This is a genomic window from Chlamydia trachomatis A/HAR-13 (genome assembly GCF_000012125.1).
In the GTDB taxonomy this organism is placed as follows: domain Bacteria; phylum Chlamydiota; class Chlamydiia; order Chlamydiales; family Chlamydiaceae; genus Chlamydia; species Chlamydia trachomatis.
The window spans coordinates 329,615-352,646 of the sequence record NC_007429.1 but is presented as its reverse complement, the minus strand read 5'-3'; the positions used below and the strand labels follow the sequence as shown (position 1 = coordinate 352,646).

Sequence of the window (23,032 nt, the reverse complement as noted above, 5' to 3'; positions counted from 1 at the left end):
TCAAAAATTGACAAGGTGTTTATGTCTAGCCAGTTCGATCAGCTTAAGCTTTGGAGTGTTCTTGTTGGAGATACTGGAGATCCCGCTTTAATCAAGACGTTAGGGGTTCAGGATGCTACAACAAATCCTTCTTTGATCTTGAAGGTTGCTCAGGAGCCTAAGTACCAGTCGATGCTGAAGGAAGCAATTTCTTGGGGCATCCGGCAGAATGGTGATGATGTTCAAACTCTGACTTTTGTTTTAGATAAGATCCAAGTTAATTTAGGCTTGGAGATTCTAAAGCATGTTCCTGGTCGGGTATCATTAGAAATTGATGCCCGGCTTTCTTTTAATACAGAAGCAATGGTTCAGCGAGCGATTTTTTTATCTCAACTATTTGAGAAAATGGGAGGAGATAAGAAACGTTTATTAGTTAAAATTCCTGGGACTTGGGAAGGTATCTGTGCTGCAGAGGTTTTAGAAAGCCAAGGGATTGCTTGTAACGTAACTTTAATTTTTAACCTTGTGCAAGCGATCGCAGCAGCAAAAGCTAAAGTAACATTGGTCTCGCCTTTCGTTGGTCGGATTTATGATTGGTGGATCGCTGCTTATGGCGCAGAAGGGTATTCTATCGAAGCCGATCCTGGAGTTGCTTCCGTAGCAAATATCTATTCTTACTATAAGAAATTTGATATTCCGACTCAGATTATGGCGGCTTCTTTTAGAACGAAAGAGCAAGTGCTTGCTTTAGCCGGATGTGATTTTTTAACAATTTCTCCTAAATTATTAGAAGAACTCAAGAAAGATCAACAGCCTGTTGAAAGAAAGCTGAGCGTAGAAGAAGCGAAAAAATTGGATATTCAACCTGTGGAGTTGTCAGAGAGCGTATTTCGGTTCTTAATGAATGAAGATGCCATGGCAACAGAGAAGCTAGCTGAAGGTATTCGCATTTTTTCTGGTGACACTCAAATTTTAGAGTCTGCAGTTACCGAATTTATTAGACAGATCGCAGCCCAGGAAGCATAGTTTTATATTGATAATATGGGGCAGTGTTGAATAAAAAGGATGTCATGGAAAAAAAGAAACAGGCGTTATGTTTTTCTTGTCCATATTGTTGTGACGGGAACGTAGCGTTTTCTGTAATTGATTTAGAAAATTGTCTTGCGTGTGATTGCTGTGAAGCTTCATTTATGTTTGATGCGGAGATGTGTGATGCTATTAGACGATTCTCTGCTCTTTGTTTGAGAATTTATGAAGCTAAGGCTCTCCTCGGGGAGGCTGCAGTCTCGGTCTCTGTTCAAGGCCAAAGTATTGACGTTCCTTTTCAGCTGCTATTTTCTCGATTCCCTGTCTTTTTGAATTTGAATCTAGCGGGTAAGCTTGTGCGAGTTAGATTTATGTTCGATTCTTTGCGAGGAGAAGTCTTGTATCATAGAGGATAGTGTTCCGCTATTTTCCATTTTGCAGATCTTTCAAAGCTTTTTCTAAAATGGCATCACCACGAGCAGCTTCTTCTTTTTCTGAGAGTCTAAAGGAGGAGGCTGCTTTTAGAAGAGCTAAGGAGACGTTGGGATAGTCATCTATGGTAGACGTGCTTGTAAGGACGTAGGCTGTGTGATCAATGACTGTCACACCTTGGAGGCAAAAGACTCGTCCCCAAGAGGTGTTTTTTTCCGTTTTGATAATTGTAAAATTGCTGCTGTGAGCTTGAATGTGCGCAAAGATAGAAGATTCCAGTGTGTTTTCATTCGTGCGATGATAGTCTAAAATCTCCTCAATATAGGCATCTTCAGTTTTATGGATGATTTCGTGTGCGCTGTTGATTGTTGGCGTCAGTCCTCCTGCTCCCTTCCCAATGAAAAGAACATCTAATTTTTCTGGTAGCTGCGTTTTATCATCGATGCACTGCCAAGTATTAGGGATAAGAAAGGAATAGGTAGAATTGGAATAGGTTATCCAGCTAATAGAAGGCTTATTTTTTTTAGCTTCTAAAGCACGTTTTTTCAAAGCATAACGAGGAGAGGGCTTCCCTGATACATGGAGATCTTTTCTTCTTTCTCGTAATTGAGCAGCTCTAGAAAGAGGCTTTCCTTCTACGGCTGCCTTCGAAACTATAGGGAGACTTGCAAATAAAAGAGAGCAGAGGATAACTCTTTTCATAAGGTTTAGTATTTGATTTTAAACGTTGTTATGATCTAACCTTAAGGGCTAACCGGATCATAATTGATCGTTTTTTTAAGATAAACGTTGTTTTTCTTGGTATCAGATATGGCAGATCTCAGCGCTCAAGATAAATTAAAGCAAATATGTGATGCTTTGCGAGAGGAAACTTTAAAACCAGCTGAAGAGGAAGCTGGTTCTATTGTTCATAATGCAAGAGAGCAAGCAAAACGTATTGTTGAGGAGGCCAAGGAAGAGGCGCAAAGGATTATTCGTTCTGCGGAAGAGACAGCTGACCAAACTCTGAAAAAAGGAGAGGCGGCTTTGGTACAGGCAGGAAAGCGTTCTTTGGAAAACTTGAAGCAGGCAGTAGAAACGAAGATCTTCAGAGAGTCTTTGGGTGAATGGTTAGATCATGTGGCTACAGATCCAGAAGTCAGCGCTAAGCTCGTGCAAGCTTTAGTGCAGGCAGTTGATGCACAAGGGATTTCTGGGAATCTTTCTGCCTATATAGGGAAACACGTGTCAGCTCGAGCTGTCAATGAGGCTTTAGGGAAAGAGATAACTTCTAAGCTTAAAGAGAAAGGGGTATCTGTTGGCAATTTTTCTGGAGGTGCTCAGTTAAAAGTTGAAGAGCGCAATTGGGTTTTAGATATGAGCTCAGAGGTTTTGCTAGATTTATTGACTAGATTTTTACAGAAAGATTTTCGGGAAATGATCTTTCAGTCTTGCTAAAGGATCTTTGGCTTAAGGGGCTATGTTGGTTAAATCGTTATTGGGAAAATTCGTTGACGATGGAAGCTCCGCAAACTCGGAGTTTTTTTGTATGCGTTGAGAAAAGAAGAACTATCTCTGGAGGGCTGTCTAGAGAGTTTCTTAGTTGAAGGTGTAAGAGCGGATTATGAATCAGTGTTATTTTTTATCTTCCTTCCTTTCTCCTCAACAACCCGAATCTCCTCCTCTCTATTCATTTCAAGAAATCAATGATTTATTAGCGCTAAACTTTACAGATAAGGATTGGCAGTCCTACGTAATATTGCGGCGTTTTTTTGATTTAGAAAATTTTGCTTTTTTCTGGGCAGGGAAATCGATTCCCTTTTCTTTTGGGACCATTACAAATAGTAATGTAGAGTCTTTGTTGCGGCTTCAAATGTGGTCGGATGAGTGGGAGTTTGAAGATTTTTTTAAAGATTTTCTGTTGCGCTATAAAACTCCTCAGGAGCGTTTAACTCATTTCTCAGAGTTAGTTAGAGATTTTCTCGATCACTATCAAGATTATCCTTCAGAATTTCTTAGAACCTATTTTCGCTTTAAGCAAGATTTACGAATTATTTTGGCAGGGTTTCGAGCTAGAGTAATGCAGAAAGATGTGTCTTTTGTCCTTAGGGATGAAGATAGTTCGAATCCCATTGTCTTGCATGTGTTGATGCAAAAAGATTCTCCTAATTATGAGCTTCCTGATGAATTCTTCGAATTGAGAGATGTTTTAGGAGATTACGGGCGTCTTCCGCACATGTTGAATCAGACTCTCTCTTTCTATGAATTTCATAAGGTAGAAGAGATGTCACGAGACAAATACTTGAACACAGATGCAATTCTTTCTCGGTTAACTACATATTTAATGGCCATTCGTAGTAGTTGGGCGAGTGTTCAGAAGGGGAAAGAACTGATTAATTTGATGGAGAAAGGAATCAGATGGTAGCAACTTCAAAACAAACGACGCAGGGCTATGTCGTAGAAGCTTACGGGAATTTATTGCGGGTGCATGTTGATGGGCATGTGCGTCAGGGAGAAGTGGCCTATGTTAGCGTAGACGATACTTGGTTGAAAGCAGAAATTATTGAAGTCGTAGGAGATGAAGTTAAGATCCAAGTTTTTGAGGAGACTCAAGGAATTTCTCGTGGCGCTTTGGTAACTTTTTCCGGACATTTATTAGAAGCTGAATTAGGGCCCGGTTTACTCCAAGGAATTTTTGATGGGTTACAGAATCGCTTGGAAATATTGGCAGATACAAGCCTATTTTTGAGAAGAGGCGAATACGTTAATGCCATTTGTCGAGAAACAGTATGGGCTTATACGCAAAAAGCTTCGGTAGGATCTGTACTTTCTCGAGGAGATGTACTTGGAACGGTAAAAGAAGGTCGTTTTGATCACAAGATTATGGTGCCTTTCTCTTGTTTTGAGGAAGTAACCATCACATGGGTGATTTCTTCTGGGAATTATACTGTCGATACCGTTGTTGCTAAGGGACGTACTTCAACAGGTGAAGAGCTTGAGTTCACTATGGTTCAGAAATGGCCTATCAAGCAAGCTTTTTTAGAAGGGGAGAAAGTTCCTTCTCACGAGATCATGGATGTAGGGTTGCGAGTGTTAGATACACAAATTCCGGTTCTTAAGGGAGGAACGTTCTGTACTCCTGGACCTTTTGGAGCTGGGAAAACGGTATTGCAGCACCATTTATCCAAATATGCTGCTGTAGACATTGTAGTTTTGTGTGCTTGTGGAGAGCGTGCGGGGGAGGTTGTAGAAATCTTACAGGAGTTCCCTCATCTCACAGACCCTCATACAGGGCAGTCTTTGATGCACAGAACTTGTATTATTTGTAATACATCTTCCATGCCTGTAGCTGCTCGAGAATCTTCTATTTATTTGGGGATTACAATTGCTGAGTATTACCGTCAGATGGGTCTGCACATTTTGTTACTGGCTGATTCGACATCTAGATGGGCACAGGCTTTAAGAGAGATTTCTGGGCGATTAGAAGAAATTCCTGGGGAAGAGGCTTTCCCAGCCTATTTAGCGTCTCGAATAGCCGCTTTCTATGAAAGAGGTGGGGCTGTAAAAATGAAGGATGGGTCGGAAGGATCTTTGACTATCTGTGGAGCAGTTTCGCCTGCAGGAGGGAATTTCGAAGAGCCTGTTACACAAGCAACTTTATCTGTGGTTGGAGCTTTCTGTGGTCTTTCGAAAGCGCGTGCAGATGCAAGAAGATATCCTTCTATTGACCCAATGATTTCATGGTCTAAATATCTGGATTCTGTAGCAGAAATTTTAGAGAAAAAAGTTCCGGGTTGGGGAGAATCTGTTAAACAAGCCTCCCGCTTCTTGGAGGAAGGTGCTGAAATTGGTAAACGAATAGAAGTCGTAGGGGAAGAAGGGATTTCTATGGAAGACATGGAAATCTTTTTGAAATCAGAGCTATACGATTTCTGTTATTTGCAGCAAAACGCATTTGATGCTGAGGACTGCTACTGTCCATTTGATCGGCAGATAGAGCTCTTTTCTTTGATGAATCACATCTTTAACTCTAGATTCTGTTTCGATTGTCCAGATAACGCCCGCAGTTTCTTTTTAGAGCTCCAAAGTAAAATTAAGACGCTGAATGGTCAGAAATTCCTATCTGAAGAATATCAGAAAGGCCTGGAAGTAATCTATAAACTGTTAGAAAGCAAAATGGTGCAGACGGTGTAGGTATGCAAACGATATATACAAAAATTACGGATATCAAGGGGAACTTGATTACTGTGGAGGCAGAAGGCGCCTCTTTAGGTGAATTAGTGCAGATTGAAAGAGCTGATGGGCGCTCATCGTATGCTTCTGTTTTGCGTTTCGATGCGAGAAAAGTGACTCTTCAAGTGTTCGGTGGTACTTCTGGATTGTCTACCGGAGACAAAGTGATTTTCTTAGGAAGACCCATGGAAGTCATTTATGGAGACTCTTTGTTAGGTCGACGTTTTAATGGAACAGGAAAACCTATTGATCGTGAAGATGAGTGTTTTGGTGAGCCTATACCTATTACGACACCTTCATTTAATCCTGTTTGTCGCATTGTGCCTCGGGAGATGGTACGAACGAACATACCGATGATTGATATGTTCAACTGCTTGGTCAAATCTCAAAAAATTCCCATTTTCTCTTCTTCTGGAGAAAATCATAATGCGCTGTTGATGCGTATTGCCGCTCAAACAGATGCAGATATCGTAATTATTGGAGGGATGGGATTAACGTTTGTTGATTACAATTTCTTCGTTAAGGAATCTCAGCGGTTAGGTTTCGCCGATAAATGTGTTATGTTCATTCATAAAGCCGTAGATGCTCCGGTTGAATGTGTATTGATACCAGATATGGCTTTAGCTTGTGCAGAGCGTTTTGCTTTAGAACAAAAGAAAAATGTTCTGGTTCTGCTCACTGATATGACAGCTTTTGCTGATGCATTGAAAGAGATGGCTATTACAATGGACCAGATTCCAGCAAATAGGGGATATCCAGGGTCTTTATATTCCGATCTCGCTGTTCGTTATGAAAAAGCTGTAGACATTGCTCAAGGCGGATCAATTACTCTGATCAGTGTGACTACGATGCCTGGGGATGATATCACACATCCAGTTCCTGACAATACAGGTTTTATTACAGAAGGACAGTTCTACTTGAAAGACAATCGAATAGATCCTTTTGGCTCGTTATCTCGACTGAAGCAGTTGGTTATTGGTAAGAAGACTCGAGAGGATCATGGTGACTTAGCAAATGCTTTGATTCGTCTTTACGCTGATTCTAGAAAGTCTGCAGAGCGGATGTCTATGGGTTTCAAACTCTCTAATTGGGATAAAAAGTTATTAGCGTTTTCTGAATTATTTGAGGCTCGCTTAATGAGTTTAGAAGTGAATATTCCTCTTGAAGAAGCTTTGGATATAGGATGGAAAATTTTATATCAAAGTTTTCATTCTGAAGAAGTCGGAATTAAAGAGCAGTTAATTCAGAAATATTGGCCTAAAGCATGTCTTCACAAATAAAGTTAACGAAAAATTCATATAGAGCTGAGAAACAAAAGCTTAATATGTTGGGCATGTACTTGCCCACATTAAAATTAAAGAAAGCTTTGTTACAGGCCGAGGTTCAATCTGCAATCCGTTTAGCTGCAGAAAGTACAGCGACTAATGAACAAGCTCGAGATAGAATGTACGCCTTTGCCGAGCTTTTCAGTATTCCTCTCTATACGGATGCAGTAGAGCAGTGTTTTTCTGTCGATATCCTTGAAAAGGATGTCGAGAATATCGCAGGCGTTGAAGTCCCCTTACTAAAGCGGGTTGTACTTACTTCTCCAGAGTATTCGTTATTGGATACACCTATTTGGTTAGACTCTCTTCTTGCATCTGTAAAAGAATATGTTGTGAGTAAGATTTATGCTGAGAATGCTCAAGAACGACTGCTGCTTTTAGAAGAAGAACTTCGGAGAGTCTCTATTCGAGTAAACCTTTTCGAGAAAAAACTCATACCTACAACTTCGCAAACTCTTAAAAAGATAGCCATTTTCTTAAGTGATAGAAGTATTACTGATGTGGGACAAATGAAAATGGCTAAGAAAAAAATTCAGCAGCATAAGGAGTAGTCTGCATGCGCGTAGATGTGGATAAATATCTATTTATTGGACGTGAGAAGTCTGAATTTTTCTCTGCATGTCGAGAGATTGGGGCTGTCGAATTTTTATCAAAAAGTAAACTCAAAGATTCAGAAAAAGTACGAAAGCTTTCTGAGGGATTAAAGGTTTTAAATCTGCTAACTAAGAGCTGTTCCCCAGCAGATTTAGTATCAACGAAGTCAGGCTATTTGGTAACAGAGCAGTTGCTTCAAGAGATCTTTGATCTTAATCAGGAGATTACAACTCTTACAGAGTCTTTAAAAGCTCTAGGTAAAGAAATAGTTCGAGTTAAGCCTCTTGGAGATTTTTCATCCGAAGAAATCCGAGAGTTGACGTTAAAAACAGGTTTAGCAGTTCGATTTCTTTATAAGAGACATATAGAAGGAGCTCCTTTAGAAGTCGAAGAAGAGAATGTTTTCTACTTAGCAACAGCGTACAACTATGATTACTATGCTGTGATTGGGATAGTTTCTCTGTCTAAGGATATCTTTACTGAGATAGAGGCGCCGCGTTCTGTCAATGAATTAAGAGAGGAGGAGGGGCATCTTCAAGCTCTTTTACGTAAAAAGAAGGCTCGAGTTTGTGAGTTATATGCTTATCGAGAGGATCTTTTAGAGGCTTTATGTGAACAATGCAATGAACAAAGTTTACAGCATGCAGAAGCTAGTGCAGAAGATCTGTTTGATGATAAGGTTTTTAGCGCTTTAGGCTGGGTGATTGTAGATCGTTTAGATGAAGTGAAGAAACTTTGTGATAGTTTAGGCATTTATCTAGAACGGGTGCAGCCTGATCCAGATGAGGTGATTCCTACATATTTAGAGAATCATGGTCTGGGAGCATTAGGGGAGTCTTTGGTTAATATTTATGATACTCCTGCATCAACGGATAAAGACCCTTCATTATGGGTCTTTTTCTCTTTTTTCGTTTTTTTCTCGATGATTATTAATGACGCAGGATATGGATTAGTTTTTTTAGCAACATCGTTATTTTTATCATTTAAAGCTCGGAAACAGATTAAGCGCTCTATAGCATTAAAACGCTTTCTGCAGATGTTTATGATATTAGGGCTTGGATGTGTGTGTTGGGGAGGAGCTACAACATCCTTTTTTGGCGTTTCTGTGAGTTACACCAGCCCTTTCCGGGAGTATTCACTAACACATTTTCTGGCTTTGAAGAAAGCGGAGTATTATCTGAAGGAGCGTCCTAAGGGTTATAAGGAATTGGTGCATGATTATCCTATTCTTAAAGAGAAGAAAACTCCTAAAGAGTTTCTTCTAGCCCAAAGTACTAGTAGCGGGGACTCAGTATATAAAGCCGTTGTTTACGATAAGTTTATAGATAATATTTTAATGGAAATAGCTTTGCTAGTGGGGGTAGTACATCTGTCATTGGGAATGCTACGCTATTGTAGACAGCGGTATTCTTCTATAGGATGGGTAATCTTTATGTGCGGAGCATATATGTATCTGCCTATCTATTTGCAAGCCGTATCTTTAATTCATTATGCTCTACATATTCCTTATGAATTAGGAGGGTTGGTAGGGTATTATGTAACGTTTATTGGCTTAGGGGTTGCCATTTTAGGTGGGGTAATCCAAAGGGGATTAAGAGGATTAGATGAGATAACAGCTGTTATCCAAGTGTTTTCAGACGTTTTATCCTATTTGCGGTTGTACGCTCTGAGTTTAGCTGGAGCGATGGTTGGGAATACTGTGATGGTTATGAGTGAAAGATTTTCCCCCGCAGTAGGAATTCTAATTATTATCTTCGGGCACACGGTAAATATTGCGCTTTCCATTATGGGAGGTGTGATCCATGGTTTACGCCTTAATTTCATAGAGTGGTATCACTATAGCTTCGATGGTGGTGGAAAGCTTTTGCATCCATTGAAAAAAGTAATTTGTCAAAAGTCGCAAAATCTTTAAATCCAGAAGGTTGATGTGCGTTTTTTTGAAAAAAATAGAAAATGTCTAGTGAGAGGAAATATATGATAGATGTATCAGTAGTGGGGCCTGTATTGGCTATGGCTTTGGCAATGATTGGTAGCGCTGTTGGATGTGGAATGGCTGGAGTCGCTTCTCACGCAGTGATGTCTCGAATCGATGAAGGACACGGGAAGATTATTGGTCTGTCTGCTATGCCCTCATCACAATCCATTTACGGGTTGATTTTCATGTTACTGCTGAATGATGCAATTAAGGATGGAAAAGTCTCTGCAGTCAGTGGTATCGTAATGGGTATAGCTGTAGGATCTGCGTTATTGCTTTCTGCTTTTATGCAAGGGAAGTGCTGTGTGAGTGCTATTCAAGCCTATGCGCGTTCCTCTGCAATATATGGTAAATCATTTGCTTCGATTGGGATTGTTGAGTCTTTTGCGTTATTTGCTTTCGTTTTTGCGCTATTGTTATTCTAAGTGGTGGGCAGCGGCGTTCTCTGCTCTGTGTTTAGGAGGATGCTCGCAGCCTGCATTATCTTCGTTTTTAGAGTTTATAGATAATGACTATACAGCTGCAGCTCATCTAGGTATAGATCGGGGATGTGTTACGGAGTCTGTAGGGCAGCAGCTAGTTGTCACTTGGGGGCTGCCTTCACGTTTTAGAGATTCTCTCCCTGTGGTTCTTCACGTATGGGTATATTACGGTAATGGAGAGGCTGCCAAATTTTCTTATGATGTGCAACATCTTTCAGGCTATCAGGTATATACCCTCAAAGAGAACGATTACCAAGATCGGCAAGGTATCATTTCTTATAAAGTTTCTTTGACAAAAGATGGTAAAGAAATTTTAAGTCGGAGCCATCACTTATGGATGGAAGTAATTTCATTAAAAGCTTTTAGTCAGTTGTCTTAGGGCACCTCTTGCTTGATCATAATCAAGCTCTAAAGGCAATATGTTCTCCGTTAAAGTCACCTCGTACTTATAGCTCAATCGGTTAATTAGAGATGCGAGAATAGTCACAACATATGGAAGTAAGGCATGAACGAAGATCAATTTCCTAAAGCGTATGACCCTAAAAGCTCTGAAACTGGGGTGTATTCGTTTTGGGAACGCTCTGGTATATTTGTAGCGAATGCAAGTAGTGAGAAACCTGCATATTCTATAGTGATGCCTCCACCAAACGTTACAGGGATCCTACATATGGGTCATGCTCTTGTAAATACATTGCAAGACACGCTCATTCGTTACAAGCGTATGCAAGGATTTGAGGTTTGTTGGGTTCCTGGAACCGATCATGCTGGGATTGCCACGCAAACGGTTGTGGAAAGACATCTAAAAGCTTCTCTTGGTAAGCAACGAACAGATTTTTCTAGAGAAGAATTCTTGAAGCATGTTTGGGATTGGAAGGAAAAAAGTCAAAACGTCATTCTTTCTCAGCTGCGACAGCTTGGCTGTTCTTGTGACTGGTCTCGTCAGCGGTTTACTATGGATCCTGGCGCCAACCGTGCAGTGAAGAAGGCTTTTAAAATTTTATTCGATAAGGGTGTCATTTACAGAGGGTATTATTTAGTCAACTGGGACCCTATTTTGCAAACAGCCTTGGCGGATGATGAGGTAGAGTACGAGGAGAGAGACGGGTGGCTTTACTACATTCGCTATCAAGTTGTGAATTCAGAGGAATTCATTACTGTTGCTACAACACGACCAGAGACTTTGCTGGGGGATACTGCGATTGCTGTTTCTCCTGAGGATCTGCGATACAGTCATTTAATAGGGGCCAAAGTCGTTGTGCCTTTTGTAAATCGAGAAATCCCTATTATTGGAGATTTTTCCGTAGACGCATCTTTTGGAACAGGAGCTGTTAAAATCACTCCAGCTCATGATAAGGATGATTACAAGACAGGAATGAACCATCAACTCCCCATGATCAATATCTTGACTCCTACCGGAGAGATTAATGAGAATGGAGGTATTTTCACAGGTTTATCTAGGGAAGTAGCTCGAGAAAATATTATCACATCTTTGGAAGCTCTCGGTTTATTCGTTAAAAAGGAAGCGTATTCATCTCGTGTAGGAGTTTCCTATCGTTCAGGGGCGATCATTGAACCTTATCTCTCAAAACAGTGGTTTGTCTCTGTTGATTCTTTTAGAGACTCTTTGCGGGGATTTGTAAATAGTGAAGAAATTCGTATCTTTCCTCCAGAGTTCGTACGGAATTACCTTACTTGGGTAAATAATCTAAAAGATTGGTGTATTAGTAGACAGCTTTGGTGGGGGCATCGTATTCCTGTCTGGCATAATAAACACGATGAGAATGTAATTTGCTTTGATGGAGAAGGGGGTCCAGAAGAGGTAATGCGGGATCCAGAATCTTGGTATCAAGATCCAGATGTTTTAGATACATGGTTTTCTTCCGGGTTATGGCCGTTAACTTGTTTTGGTTGGCCTGATGAAAACAGTTTGGATTTGAAGAAGTTTTATCCTACAGCTGTTTTAGTGACAGGACATGATATTCTCTTTTTCTGGGTTACGCGAATGGTATTGATGTGCTCTGCAATGGTCGATACTGAACCATTTTCTGATGTCTTTTTACATGGGTTGATTTTCGGTAAGTCTTATCGCGAATATGATGAAAAAGGGGAGTGGTTTTATGTTTCTGGAGAACGGAAACGTGATTATGATAAAGGGAAAGCTCTTCCTAAGAACGTAGTTGCTAAATGGGAAAAACTTTCGAAATCCAAAGGCAATGTTATCGATCCTATTGAGATGATAGAAGCATATGGAGCTGATGCGGTTCGGCTTACTTTATGTTCTTGTGCAAATAGGGGTGAGCAAATTGATCTCGACTACCACTTATTCGAAGAGTATAAGAACTTTATCAATAAGTTATGGAATGGAGCTCGGTTTATTTTCGGGCATATTTCAGAGTTAACAAGTCGTGATTTGGAAGAAGGGGTCAACCAAGATCTTCTTGGATTGGAAGATTTTTATATCTTAGATAGATTTAATGAGTTGCTGGATCTTATAGATGGGCACTATAACTGTTACTCTTTTGATAAGATAGCTTCTTTGGCTTATGACTTCTTTAAAAATGATTTGTGTTCTACTTATCTAGAAATCATTAAACCTACTTTATTTGGGAAACAGGATAGCGATCAACAGCGAGCAACTAAGCGTAAGCTTTTAGCTACCTTATTGATCAATATTTTGGGAGTATTACATCCAATTGTTCCTTATATTACGGAAACTCTTTTCCAAAAACTCAAGGCAACTTTAGGAACTGTTGAGAATGGGAAGGGGGATTCTGTAACAGGGCATGCAGTCAGCATGTTGCGTTCTGAAGCTTGTATGGTAGCGGAATATCCTAAACCTATTCATGTAGCTTTTCCACAAGGATTACGAGAATCATTTGGCATAGCAGAAAGGCTAGTTTATACGATTCGCAATATTCGCGGTGAAATGCAATTAGATCCTAGAGAGCCTTTACAAGCTTTTGTGATTAGCTCTGAGAAAAAGGAGCTGGTGGATGTCTGTATTCCAATCATGTGTGCTTTGGGAGGAGTAAAAACTGTAGAGCAGCTTGCAGAAGCTCCAAAGGACAGTATTTTTAGTTTAGGGGTTGTAGAAGGAATTCAGGTTGGAGTGATTCTTCCTCCTGAACATCTTGCTAAAGAGCGTGTACGTTTAGAAAAAGAGAAAACTCGCCTAGAAAAGAGTATAGATAGTGTGTCTAAACTATTGGCTAGTGAAGATTTTCGTACTCGCGCCAATCCTAGTTTAGTACAAGCTAAAAAAGACTCGTTAAGGAATAGTCAGAGAGAGTTGCAAAGCATTTTAGATAAACTCGCATCGCTTTAAAAGAGGCTGTTCTTTTGCAACGATACGAATTGATTAGGCTGATAGGCAAAGGAGGCATGGGCGAAGTCTATTTAGCCCATGACAAAGCGTGTTCTCGTCGAGTGGCTCTGAAGAGGATCCGAGAGGATCTGAGTGGGAATGCGCTGCTTAGACAACGCTTTTTGCGAGAGGCAAAAATTGCTGCAGACCTCATACATCCAGGTATTGTTCCTGTATATTCGATATGCAGCGATGGTGAGGCTGTATATTACACAATGCCTTATATAGAAGGGTTTTCTCTAAAAAGTTTATTAAAGAGTGTTTGGCAGAAAGAAGTTCTTTCTAAAGAACTAGAAGAAAAAACCTCTGTTAAATCTTTTCTTCCTATTTTTGATAAAATTTGTGCCACGGTGGAATACATTCATTCTAAAGGAGTGTTGCATCGGGATTTAAAGCCGGATAATATCTTACTGGGTTTGTTTGGGGAAGTTGTTATCATTGATTGGGGAGCAGCTATCTTTAAACATGCCAAAGAGTTAAAGCTAGAACAGGATGATGAAGCTGCTGTTTCATTCGACGAGAGAAATATCTGCTATTCCAGCATGACCATTCCAGGCAAGATTGTAGGGACTCCAGATTATATGGCTCCCGAAAGCTTGTTGGGAGTAGAAGCATCGGAAAAAACGGACATATATGCACTAGGGCTCATTCTTTATCAAATGTTGACTTTAGCTTTCCCTTATCGAAGAAAAAAAGGTCGTAAGCTGTCTTATAGAGATGTTGTTTTGCCTCCTATCGAAATGTCACCCTATAGGGAAATCCCGCCTTCTTTATCTCAAATTGCTATGAAAGCAATCGCCATTAATCCTGCGGATAGGTTTTCTTCTATTCAGGAGTTACGCCAAGCTTTGCAGCCATATCTTCAGGGTGATCCAGAGTGGACAGTAAAAGCTACTTTGATGGCTAAGGAGAAATCGTGTTGGAAATATTATGACCCTATCCTACTCTCACGCTATTTCCCTGTACTAGCAAGTTCCCCTGCTCAATGGTATAATTTTATGCTCTCCGAGGTGGAAATAAGTGCTTCTACGCGTGTGGAGTATACCGTTACAAAAAGTGCAGTTCATGAAGGGATGGGGATTCTTTTCCTACCTTCTAAGGAGGCTGAAAGAGGAGAGTTTTACTGTGGTTACGGACTATGGTTTTCTGTCCAGAATCATGAACTTACGGTCTCTCTTATCAAAAATGGAATAGAGATTCAGAAAAAATCCCAAGAGATGATTTCTCAGCAATCTCGTTTTGCTATTTTGATAGAAAAATCAGACAACAGAATCGCAGTCTTTGTTGAGCAAGCTTTATTTATTTTACATATAGACTACCTTCCTAGCTTAGGTAATCGTCTAGGCGTCATTATTCAAGATTTACAAGGAATGAGCAATATTGCGATTTCGGAAAGTATAGGAGCTTTGCGAGTCAGCTGTTTAGCTGTTCCTGACGCGTTCTTATCTGAAAAGCTGTATGATCAAGCTGCAATCTTTTATCGTAAAATTCGAGATTCTTTTCCGGGTAGAAAAGAAAGTTATGAAGCGCAGTTTCGTCTGGGAGTGACCTTATTAACTCAAATTGAGGAGCAGGGCGGAGATCTGACGCAAGCTCTTAGTTCTTTTGATTATCTTCATGGAGGTGCTGGCGCCCCATTGGAATATCTTGGCAAAGCGTTAGTTTACCAGAGGAACGGAAGTTTTGTAGAAGAGATACGATGTTTGTTGTTTGCTTTAAAAAGATATTCACAGCACCCCGAGATTCCGCGATTAGAAGATCATCTTTGCTTCCGCTTGTATGATAGTTTACACAAGCATCGCAGCGAAGCGCTAGTATTCATGTTGTTAATTTTGTGGATCGCTCCAGAAAAGATTAGTGTTAGAGAGGAGGAGCGTTTCCTTAGAATTATTTATCATAAGCAACAAGCTACCTTGTTCTGTCAGGTAGATAAGGCTCCTTTGCAGTTTAGATCTTCTAAGATGGAGCTTTTCCTTAGTTTTTGGACAGGATTTTCCTTATTCCTTCCCGAACTATTTCGTAGAGCAGGGGGATTGCGGGATTATCAAGCGCTTGCAGATATTTTTTATGTTGCAGGAGTTTCAGGGAACAGGGAAGCATTTATGCAATTCTCTACAGCTTTAGCGAACGTATCCGATGAAATCACATTCCCTGAGTCTTTACACAATCAAAAGGTAGCGGAATTAATGTTCTTTGTTAAGGGGGTGGAGGCTTTGCGGAACAAGGATTATCAAAAAGCTAAGAAGCTTTTGTGGAAGACTCCATTTACTTTGCAGTTGTATGCTTTGGATATGTTCCACATACAGGCTTTTTTGGATGAAGAGATCGAGTCTTTCATAGATCTTTTACAAGCTATCTATGACCCAACCAGTGAAGAGGAGCGCGATCATATTCTCGTTTATATAATACAGACCCATTTATGGAATAGAGATCTAGAGCGAGCTTATAAGCTATTAAATGATAGATTCCCTCTAGACGAAGAGCTGGCAGAGTATTCGGAAGCATTTATTCTTTGGGGATGCTACTTAGCTTTGACTGGGGATCGTGTTGCTGTTAAAGCGCATTTTTCTCGTTGCCGGTATAAATACGGTAAGTCAGCTTTAATCGGAAAATGTGTGGACGGTGATATATTTGATTATTTAGATAATCTTGTCTGGTGGGAGAAGAAAATGACGCTGTTTCAAAGTTACTTTCTTCTTCGTTGTTTAAATGAGTCTCCAAGACGATACGAAAAATATCGACAAGCTTATCTTTCTATGGAGAACAATTTTTTTGATTAAAAAAATAAAGAAATAAAAAGCCCTTTCCTCATAAAGGAAAGGGCTTTTTGGCTTAGATTTCGATTTGATGAGAGCTTCCACAGCAGTGAGCTGGTAATTGGCGGAGAAGCTGATATAAGTATCGTAAACAAAAGATTATAGGGGTGATAACAACCATCAAAGCAGCGGCAATGGTTATAAGACCTAATCCACCGGCAGTTGCGATTGCTGCGTTACCCTTCCAATAATTTGCGCGTCTAGCGCATAAGTAAATTGCGACACCTAATCCTATGACAGGCAGCAGAGCCAAAACAAACAATAAGTTACTGTGGCCACCAGTTTTTTGGGGGGATTGGGGGCGGCAGTTGTTGGGAGAGGGTGTTGAATATTTCCCAGTGATGAAATTGAGAACATAACACATATTTCCAAAAATATGGGGCCAGCATATTACTGACTGGTTCCCCAAGGGGGGTTAAGAAAACTTTACTTCAAGGTCTTTACCGTCTTTAACAAGACAAGTGGACCAAGATTTTTAAGATTCTTCCGGAGTGCACCTCACTATTCAACGAGTTGCGTTGCCGATACGAGAGGAGTTATTAAAACATTGGGAAGAGCGTTATCAGTGAAGCTAAAGAGAACGTAGTATTCAGATCTTGACTGTAGGTCACTCTAGGTCTCTCAGCAGTCGCCCATCAATCGTTAGGGCGGATATCATTACAATTTTTACATGGAATAAAAAACCTTTTAAAAGATTTTACACTAACCCTAAAGCTTCAATTAGAAGTGTTTATAATTTTAATTAACAATCTTTTGTTAAGAAAAACACATAATTTCTACATCTTCTGTGATGCCGCAAGTTAAGAATAAACCTCTCCAGCTCCGTATATGTCGGCTAGCAGTGATGGCTAGACGTCCTTGAAGAGGATGATAGGGTGGGGGGAGGATTTTTGTGCAAGGAAGACGTAGTCCTAGTCGAGACACCGCAGCATTAGCCATGACTATGGCATCAAAATTTTTCTCTTCTAACAGCTTTAAGCGAGTCTGGATAGTCCCTCGAATATCGGTAATAATGGCAGAGGGATAGAGCAGAGAGAGAAGCTCTTTTCGTCTCACGGAGGAGCTCCCTATGCGTAAACGGCGAGGTAACGGGATCGAAAGGTATTTTTCATGAAATACGAGGATATCTCGAGGATCTATACTGGCTGTAATGGAGACAACCGTTGCCTTCGGATTTTCTGGAAGGTCCTTAGCGGAATGTATACCAAGATCACATTGCCCAGATTGCACCAAGAAATCGACATCATCTGTAAAAAAACCTGTATTTTCTACAGCACACAGAGGTGTCTCTTGATCAAGATCACCCTGTGTTGTTGTGGTGATAATCTGTCCCCATAATCGAGGGAAAAATATCTGTAGTTTTCTCAGGCATTCGTGAGCTTGCAGAACTGCCAGAGAAGATTGTCTAGATGCCAAACGTAAAGGAATGTTCCCTAAACAAAAATCAGCTAAAAATGGGTCATTGTAGTAAGCGGACAGCATCTTTAATTGTTTTTACTCCAATAATATCAATTTGATCCAGAAATTCTTTAGGTAAGCCTTTTATCTGCCCAAAAGGCATCACGATACCTTTAAACCCCATAATAATGCTTTCTTTTATGCGGTGTTCCATGTGTGAAACGTGACGAATTTCTCCTCCTAGGCCGATCTCTCCAGTATAGGTATAATTTTTAGGTAAATAGCGGTTATATAGGGAAGACACCACCGATAACACCGCTCCTAAGTCTGCCGAAGGTTGTGTGATTTTCAAGCCTCCAGCGATAGAAAGGAAGACATCGGATGTATATAATTTAACATTCGCTCTTTTTTCTAAAACAGCTAAGAGTAAAGAAAATCGGTTTGGATCAAATCCGGATGTTTTTCGTACAGGATTAGAAAATGGGGATGAAGAAACGAGAGCCTGAACTTCTATAAGAAGAGTTTCAGAGCCTTCTACAATAGGGATAATGGTAGAGCCTGTAGTTTCTACAATTTTTTCTTGTAGAAAGAGACCTGACGGATTTTCTACTTCGCGTAATCCATCTGTATGCATGGATAAAATTAATAATTCATTGGTTGGGCCGAAACGATTCTTAACAGAGCGAATCATACGGTAATTAGCATGCGCATTACCTTCAAAATAGAGAACAGTGTCTACTAAGTGTTCTAGGATACGTGGGCCAGCGATTTCTCCAGATTTAGTGACATGTCCAATAATAAAGGTTGTGATCTGTTTTTGTTTTGCTATATGCATGAGCTCTGCGGTCGTTTCTCTCACTTGAGCAACCGATCCTGGAGCAGAGCTTAAGGATGGAGAAAAAATGATCTGGATAGAGTCGATAACTAATATGTCTGGAGCAATGTTATCAATCTGTTGTTTGATGTCTTCAAGATTTGTTTCTGGGAATAGGAAAATATTGTTGCTAGAGATTTGCAGGCGTTGGGCTCGTAATGAAGTTTGGGACACGGATTCTTCTCCGCAAACGTACAACACTTTATGACCAGCTGCCGCGAATTGTGAGGAAATTTGAAGTAGTAAAGTAGACTTTCCTATGCCAGGCTCTCCTCCCAATAGAGCGAGGCTACCTCGGACCGTTCCTCCTCCTAGAAGGCGATTCCAGCCTTGAGCTTGGGTATGAATTCGTATTTCTTCCTGAAATTCCACATTGTTTAGTGGTATGGGAATAGAAGAGCTAGAGGAGTAAGAAGATGTGTTTAGTTTAGGAGCTGTTCTTTCTTCGACTAGTGTATTCCACTGGAGACATCCAGAACATTGTCCCAACCATTTTGGAGAATGTGTGCCACATTCTGTACACGTCCACTGTGTTTTAATTTTTGTTGTCATGTGTTGATAACGCCTGTTTAGCAGCAAGTTTTTCTGCTTCTTTTTTTGATCCTGCAAAGCCTTCTCCCCAAAGATCCCCATTAACAAAGACTTGTACATGATAACCAGGAGAGCCGTCTTCAGATTTCCAAGGCAATGCTTTATAAGAGGGAAGCACTTTTAGTGTTTGTTGTGTGAATTGTTGTAAGCGATTTTTGGGATTCACGAGCATGAGAGGAAGAATAGACTCTTTATCAGGTAGAAGAGGGACTATGATTTGTCTAGCAGGAGATAGGCCACCATCTAAGTAAACAGCACCTAAAATAGCTTCGAGCAGATTAGCGTATGCAGAGATTTTTCCTCGATGACTTTGCATTTTTTCTCCGCGACCAATCAAGAGATGCTCTCCTAGAGATAATTTTTGTGTGTATTCGAAACAAGCTTCTGCATTTACTAGAGCTGCTCGCGTTGTTGATAAGAGCCCCTCATTAAGTGCAGGGAAAAGAAGGAAAAGATGTTCCGTAACTACTAATCCTAAAACTGCATCTCCGAGAAATTCCAAGCGTTCGCTATCTTCTTCAGCAGAAGGAAATTCATTTCTATAAGAAGGATGTGTCAGAGCTGTAATAAGAAGTCTGGGATGAGAAAAAGTAAAATTTAATTTAGATTCGATAGCTTGGATATCTACTGTGTGCTGCATAACTATTTTTTAAGAATACAAAATCTTGAGAGTCAATCGGGTTTTTATAGGCGGAAATAATCTTAAAGTCTATAGTACTTTCGAGTTTATTCGCCTAAATAAGTGAGTATGAGGGCAGTTTTACACCTAGAGCACAAGCGTTATTTCCAAAATCATGGGCACATCCTATTCGAGGGGTTGGCTCCTGTTTCTGACTGTAAACAGTTGGAAGCGGAGTTGAAGCTATTTCTAAAGGAGGTTGCCGTGGTAAAGGATCGACATCTTCAGCGTTGGAGAGAGAATGTTCATCGAACTTTACCCGAAGTGCAGATGATAGTCAAGAGAGTTCGTTTAGATCATTTAGCTGCTGAGCTTACCCATCGTTCACGGGTTGCTTTGGTTAGGGATCTTTGGGTGCAAAAGCAAGAAGAAATATTCTTCGATGACTGTGATTGTTCTGTGCTGCTTTGCCTTTCCGGAGAAAAAGCTGGTTGGGGGCTTTTCTTTTCTGGAGAATATCCTCAGGACGTTTTCAACTGGGGGGCAGGAGATACAGCAATCATTCTTAGGTTCTCCTCAGCGGGATTTCCTAACTAATTCTTTGGATTTTTGTGCCTATCCCACTTTCTAAGTTAAGCAAGTTTTTTACAAAAACAGAAGCCTGACGTATAGTCCCGTTTTGTCCTCGCTTGTATCTGTATTTGGTAGAGCGTGGATGAGTGTTTCGTTCTGATCGGAAGGTTGTCTTATGGAAATTCCTAGAAGGAAAATAGAGGGAATGTTTGATCCTCAAACAGCCAAAAACATTTTGTCTTGGCTTGAGGATGTTGTTTGCGACCACACCTCTGTTTTAACCCTGCTTGATAATGATCCTGAGCGATTGAGAGAGTTATTTAGTGAGACGTTAACCTTTGGGACTGCCGGATTACGAGGTCTCGTGGGAATAGGGACAAATCGCTTAAATGTTTTTACAATTAGGAGAGCAACACAGGGTTTAGCCCGAGTCTTAAAGCGAAGATATCCAGATGAGAAGATTAGTGTTGTGATTGGGTATGATACGCGTCATTATTCTTTCGAGTTCGGACAAGAGACTGCTAAGGTTTTAGCTGGTAACGGTATTCTTGCTTATTTATTTCAGATTCCAGAGCCTTTGGCGTTAGTTTCTTATTCAGTGCGAGAGCTTCAGGCTAAAGCTGGGGTCATGATTACCGCTTCGCATAATCCTCCCCCCTACAATGGTTATAAAGTATACATGTCAACAGGAGGACAAGTCCTTCCGCCCATGGATCAGGAAATCGTGGAAGAGTTCCAGAAGGTGGAGATGGTCTCTGCTGTAGAGAGTTTAGATCATCCATATATTCGCATGGTTCAAGAGGATATGGAGAATTGCTACGAGGAAACTCTACATAATTTGCAGTTATGCGAAGAAGATAATCGGCGGCATGGTTCGCTATTGCGAATCAGTTATTCTCCACTACATGGTACCGGAGTAACTATGATTCCGAGGATATTGAAAGATTGGGGTTTCTCTTCAGTATCTTTGGTTGAAAAACAAATAGTTCCAGATGGGGATTTCTCTACAGTGGTTCTTCCTAATCCTGAAGATCCTGAAGCCTTGGTATTGGGTATTCAGCAGATGGTAGAGCAAAAAGATGATTTGTTTATCGCAACAGATCCAGATTCGGACAGGATAGGGGTGGTTTCTTTAGAGAAAGAAGGTCCTTATAGATTTAACGGTAATCAGATTGCTTGCTTATTGGCTGCACATATCTTGAGTAAAGAGTCTCAAAAGGCTCCTTTGGGTGCGGAAGATAAAGTAGTGAAGAGCCTTGTAACAACAGAGCTTTTAACAGCCATCTCAGAGTCTTATGGAGCCAATATCGTTAATGTTGGTGCAGGCTTTAAATATATAGGTGAAAAAATAGAATTATGGCGTTCCGGTATGGAGCGATTTATTTTTGGAGCAGAGGAGTCTTATGGGTATCTGTATGGCTCGTATGTAGAAGATAAAGACGCTATGATTGCTGCGGCGCTCATTTCTGAGGCAGCGTTGCAGCAAAAAATACGAGGGTGTACGTTACGAGATGCTCTGTTAGAGCTTTATGAGGTCTATGGCTATTATGCTAACCGGACAGAGTCGATAGATCTTCCTATCGATCAACCTCAGCGGAAACAAGAACTGTTGGATCGTTGGGAAACACAGGATCCTCTTCGGATGTCTTTGTCAAGTCGTAAATTAATTGCCTTTGAAAATTACAATACAGGGGAAGGACGCGATTTAGTTACCGATATTACGTACAAATTATCTTTACCCAAGATGTCGATGCTTTGTTTCTATTATGAAGGAGATTGTAGAGTAATTGTACGGCCTTCAGGAACTGAGCCGAAAATGAAGCTGTATTTTGAAATCAAGCAAAGTTTTTCAGAATTTTCTAAAGAGCGAACTGTCCGTGAAGCTCGAGAAAAGGAGAGTTTTGAAGCTTTGCAACAATTCATTAAAGAAACCAAGAGTTACCTTTTTTACTCTTAGCATCAGTACGTAAAGATGTGGATAGCTCTTGACAGTGAATATTTTATTGATAATCTAGAGGGATCTATCTAGCTAGCCTGTAGAAAATAGAGAAGGTGGCGAGGATAGTAACCTTATTTTTTAGGATGGCTATGGTCTTTTCTTCTTATATGCTTCCCGCATTGCCTTATGATTACGATGCTTTAGAGCCTGTAATTAGTGCTGAGATTATGCAACTGCATCATCAAAAGCATCACCAAGGATATATAAATAATTTGAATGAGGCCTTAAAAAGTTTAGATGTAGCAAACGCTACTCAAGATTTAGCAAGGTTAATCGCAATCAATCCTGCTCTGCGTTTCAATGGTGGAAGCCATATTAACCACTCTCTTTTCTGGGAGATGCTTGCGCCTCAAGGGAAAGGAGGGGGAGTTCCTCCTCGTCATGAATTGTTAAAATTAATCGAAAAATTCTGGGGCTCTTTCGATAACTTTTTAAAAAATTTTATTACTTCTTCTGCTGCGGTGCAAGGATCTGGCTGGGGATGGTTAGCTTTTTGTCCCCAAAAACAAGAGCTTATGGTACAGACTACAGCAAACCAGGATCCTCTGGAGGCGACGACTGGGATGATCCCTCTCCTAGGAGTAGATGTGTGGGAGCACGCATATTATCTCCAGTATAAAAATGCGAGAATGGACTATCTAAAAAGTTTCCCCAGCATAATTAATTGGGATTATATAGAGAATCGCTTTGTAGAAATGAGCAAGCAATAATTTTATTATTGATTGGTTAAAAAAAATTACAATAAAATTATTGCTCAATTTTTTGTAAAGAGG

General features: G+C 40.4%; 20 protein-coding genes. 15 read left to right on the top strand and 5 right to left on the bottom strand.

The features are described from left to right. Window positions 1–21 precede the first annotated feature (21 nt). Window positions 22–1,005, top strand: a complete 984-nt coding sequence (gene tal / locus CTA_RS01660) for a transaldolase (protein WP_011324677.1) — start codon at window positions 22–24, stop codon at window positions 1,003–1,005. Between the two features lie 44 nt (window positions 1,006–1,049). Next, window positions 1,050–1,421, top strand: a complete 372-nt coding sequence (locus CTA_RS01655) for a hypothetical protein (RefSeq protein ID WP_009871659.1) — start codon at window positions 1,050–1,052, stop codon at window positions 1,419–1,421. A gap of 7 nt (window positions 1,422–1,428) precedes the next feature. Here the strand turns inward: CTA_RS01655 and CTA_RS01650 are convergent, their stop codons facing one another. Continuing rightward, the gene (locus CTA_RS01650) at window positions 1,429–2,139 is read right to left on the bottom strand and encodes a hypothetical protein (protein ID WP_009871658.1); all 711 of its coding nucleotides are present in this window, start codon (window positions 2,137–2,139) and stop codon (window positions 1,429–1,431) included. Between the two features lie 108 nt (window positions 2,140–2,247). On the opposite strand from CTA_RS01650, the gene CTA_RS01645 reads away from it, so the two are divergent. The 10 genes from CTA_RS01645 (at window position 2,248) to pknD (ending at window position 16,169) form a co-directional block, all read left to right on the top strand. Next, window positions 2,248–2,874, top strand: coding sequence for a V-type ATP synthase subunit E (locus CTA_RS01645; protein ID WP_010725155.1), 627 nt, complete (start codon window positions 2,248–2,250; stop codon window positions 2,872–2,874). A gap of 166 nt (window positions 2,875–3,040) precedes the next feature. After that, the gene (locus CTA_RS01640; protein ID WP_009871656.1) at window positions 3,041–3,841 is read left to right on the top strand and encodes a DUF2764 domain-containing protein; all 801 of its coding nucleotides are present in this window, start codon (window positions 3,041–3,043) and stop codon (window positions 3,839–3,841) included. Next, window positions 3,835–5,610: a V-type ATP synthase subunit A gene (locus tag CTA_RS01635; RefSeq protein ID WP_009871655.1), complete on the top strand. Its 1,776-nt coding sequence runs from the start codon at window positions 3,835–3,837 to the stop codon at window positions 5,608–5,610. Before CTA_RS01640 ends, CTA_RS01635 begins: the two co-directional genes overlap by 7 nt. Before the next feature lie 2 nt (window positions 5,611–5,612). Further along, window positions 5,613–6,929: a V-type ATP synthase subunit B gene (locus tag CTA_RS01630; protein WP_011324676.1), complete on the top strand. Its 1,317-nt coding sequence runs from the start codon at window positions 5,613–5,615 to the stop codon at window positions 6,927–6,929. Further along, window positions 6,914–7,525 (top strand): V-type ATP synthase subunit D, encoded by a 612-nt coding sequence (locus CTA_RS01625; protein ID WP_009871653.1) that lies wholly within the window; start codon window positions 6,914–6,916, stop codon window positions 7,523–7,525. The genes CTA_RS01630 and CTA_RS01625 overlap by 16 nt, the downstream gene beginning before the upstream one ends. 5 nt (window positions 7,526–7,530) lie before the next feature. Then, on the top strand, window positions 7,531–9,480 hold the full coding sequence (locus CTA_RS01620) for a V-type ATP synthase subunit I (RefSeq protein ID WP_009871652.1): 1,950 nt from the start codon (window positions 7,531–7,533) through the stop codon (window positions 9,478–9,480). 62 nt (window positions 9,481–9,542) lie between these two features. Continuing rightward, window positions 9,543–9,968, top strand: coding sequence for an ATP synthase subunit C (locus tag CTA_RS01615; RefSeq protein WP_009871651.1), 426 nt, complete (start codon window positions 9,543–9,545; stop codon window positions 9,966–9,968). Further along, window positions 9,889–10,404: a hypothetical protein gene (locus CTA_RS01610; protein WP_009871650.1), complete on the top strand. Its 516-nt coding sequence runs from the start codon at window positions 9,889–9,891 to the stop codon at window positions 10,402–10,404. The genes CTA_RS01615 and CTA_RS01610 overlap by 80 nt, the downstream gene beginning before the upstream one ends. Window positions 10,405–10,530: 126 nt before the next feature. Beyond that, a complete protein-coding gene (locus CTA_RS01605; RefSeq protein ID WP_011324675.1) occupies window positions 10,531–13,350 on the top strand; it encodes a valine--tRNA ligase in 2,820 nt (939 codons plus the stop codon). Between the two features lie 14 nt (window positions 13,351–13,364). After that, complete coding sequence (gene pknD, locus CTA_RS01600) at window positions 13,365–16,169, top strand: serine/threonine-protein kinase PknD (RefSeq protein ID WP_011324674.1); 2,805 nt, start codon at window positions 13,365–13,367, stop codon at window positions 16,167–16,169. 52 nt (window positions 16,170–16,221) lie between these two features. On the opposite strand, the gene CTA_RS01595 is transcribed toward pknD, so the two are convergent. The 4 genes from CTA_RS01595 to rnc form a co-directional block, all read right to left on the bottom strand. Further along, the gene (locus CTA_RS01595; RefSeq protein ID WP_010725152.1) at window positions 16,222–16,569 is read right to left on the bottom strand and encodes a hypothetical protein; all 348 of its coding nucleotides are present in this window, start codon (window positions 16,567–16,569) and stop codon (window positions 16,222–16,224) included. Between the two features lie 392 nt (window positions 16,570–16,961). Then, window positions 16,962–17,687, bottom strand: a complete 726-nt coding sequence (locus tag CTA_RS01590) for a hydroxymethylbilane synthase (protein WP_009871647.1) — start codon at window positions 17,685–17,687, stop codon at window positions 16,962–16,964. Then, entirely contained in the window at window positions 17,665–19,029 is a 1,365-nt protein-coding gene (gene radA, locus CTA_RS01585; protein WP_009871646.1) for a DNA repair protein RadA, read from the bottom strand. Before radA ends, CTA_RS01590 begins: the two co-directional genes overlap by 23 nt. After that, window positions 19,013–19,708 carry a ribonuclease III gene (gene rnc, locus CTA_RS01580; protein WP_009871645.1) on the bottom strand — a complete coding sequence of 232 codons (696 nt, stop codon included), beginning with the start codon at window positions 19,706–19,708 and terminating at the stop codon, window positions 19,013–19,015. Before rnc ends, radA begins: the two co-directional genes overlap by 17 nt. Window positions 19,709–19,816: 108 nt before the next feature. Here rnc and CTA_RS01575 point away from each other — a divergent pair, with 108 nt between their 5' ends. The 3 genes from CTA_RS01575 (at window position 19,817) to CTA_RS01565 (ending at window position 22,969) form a co-directional block, all read left to right on the top strand. Further along, window positions 19,817–20,284 carry a DUF5070 domain-containing protein gene (locus CTA_RS01575; RefSeq protein ID WP_009871644.1) on the top strand — a complete coding sequence of 156 codons (468 nt, stop codon included), beginning with the start codon at window positions 19,817–19,819 and terminating at the stop codon, window positions 20,282–20,284. Window positions 20,285–20,435: 151 nt separating this feature from the next. Continuing rightward, entirely contained in the window at window positions 20,436–22,217 is a 1,782-nt protein-coding gene (locus CTA_RS01570; protein ID WP_009871643.1) for a phospho-sugar mutase, read from the top strand. A 131-nt stretch (window positions 22,218–22,348) separates the two neighbouring features. Then, entirely contained in the window at window positions 22,349–22,969 is a 621-nt protein-coding gene (locus tag CTA_RS01565) for a superoxide dismutase (protein ID WP_009871642.1), read from the top strand. Window positions 22,970–23,032 lie beyond the last annotated feature (63 nt).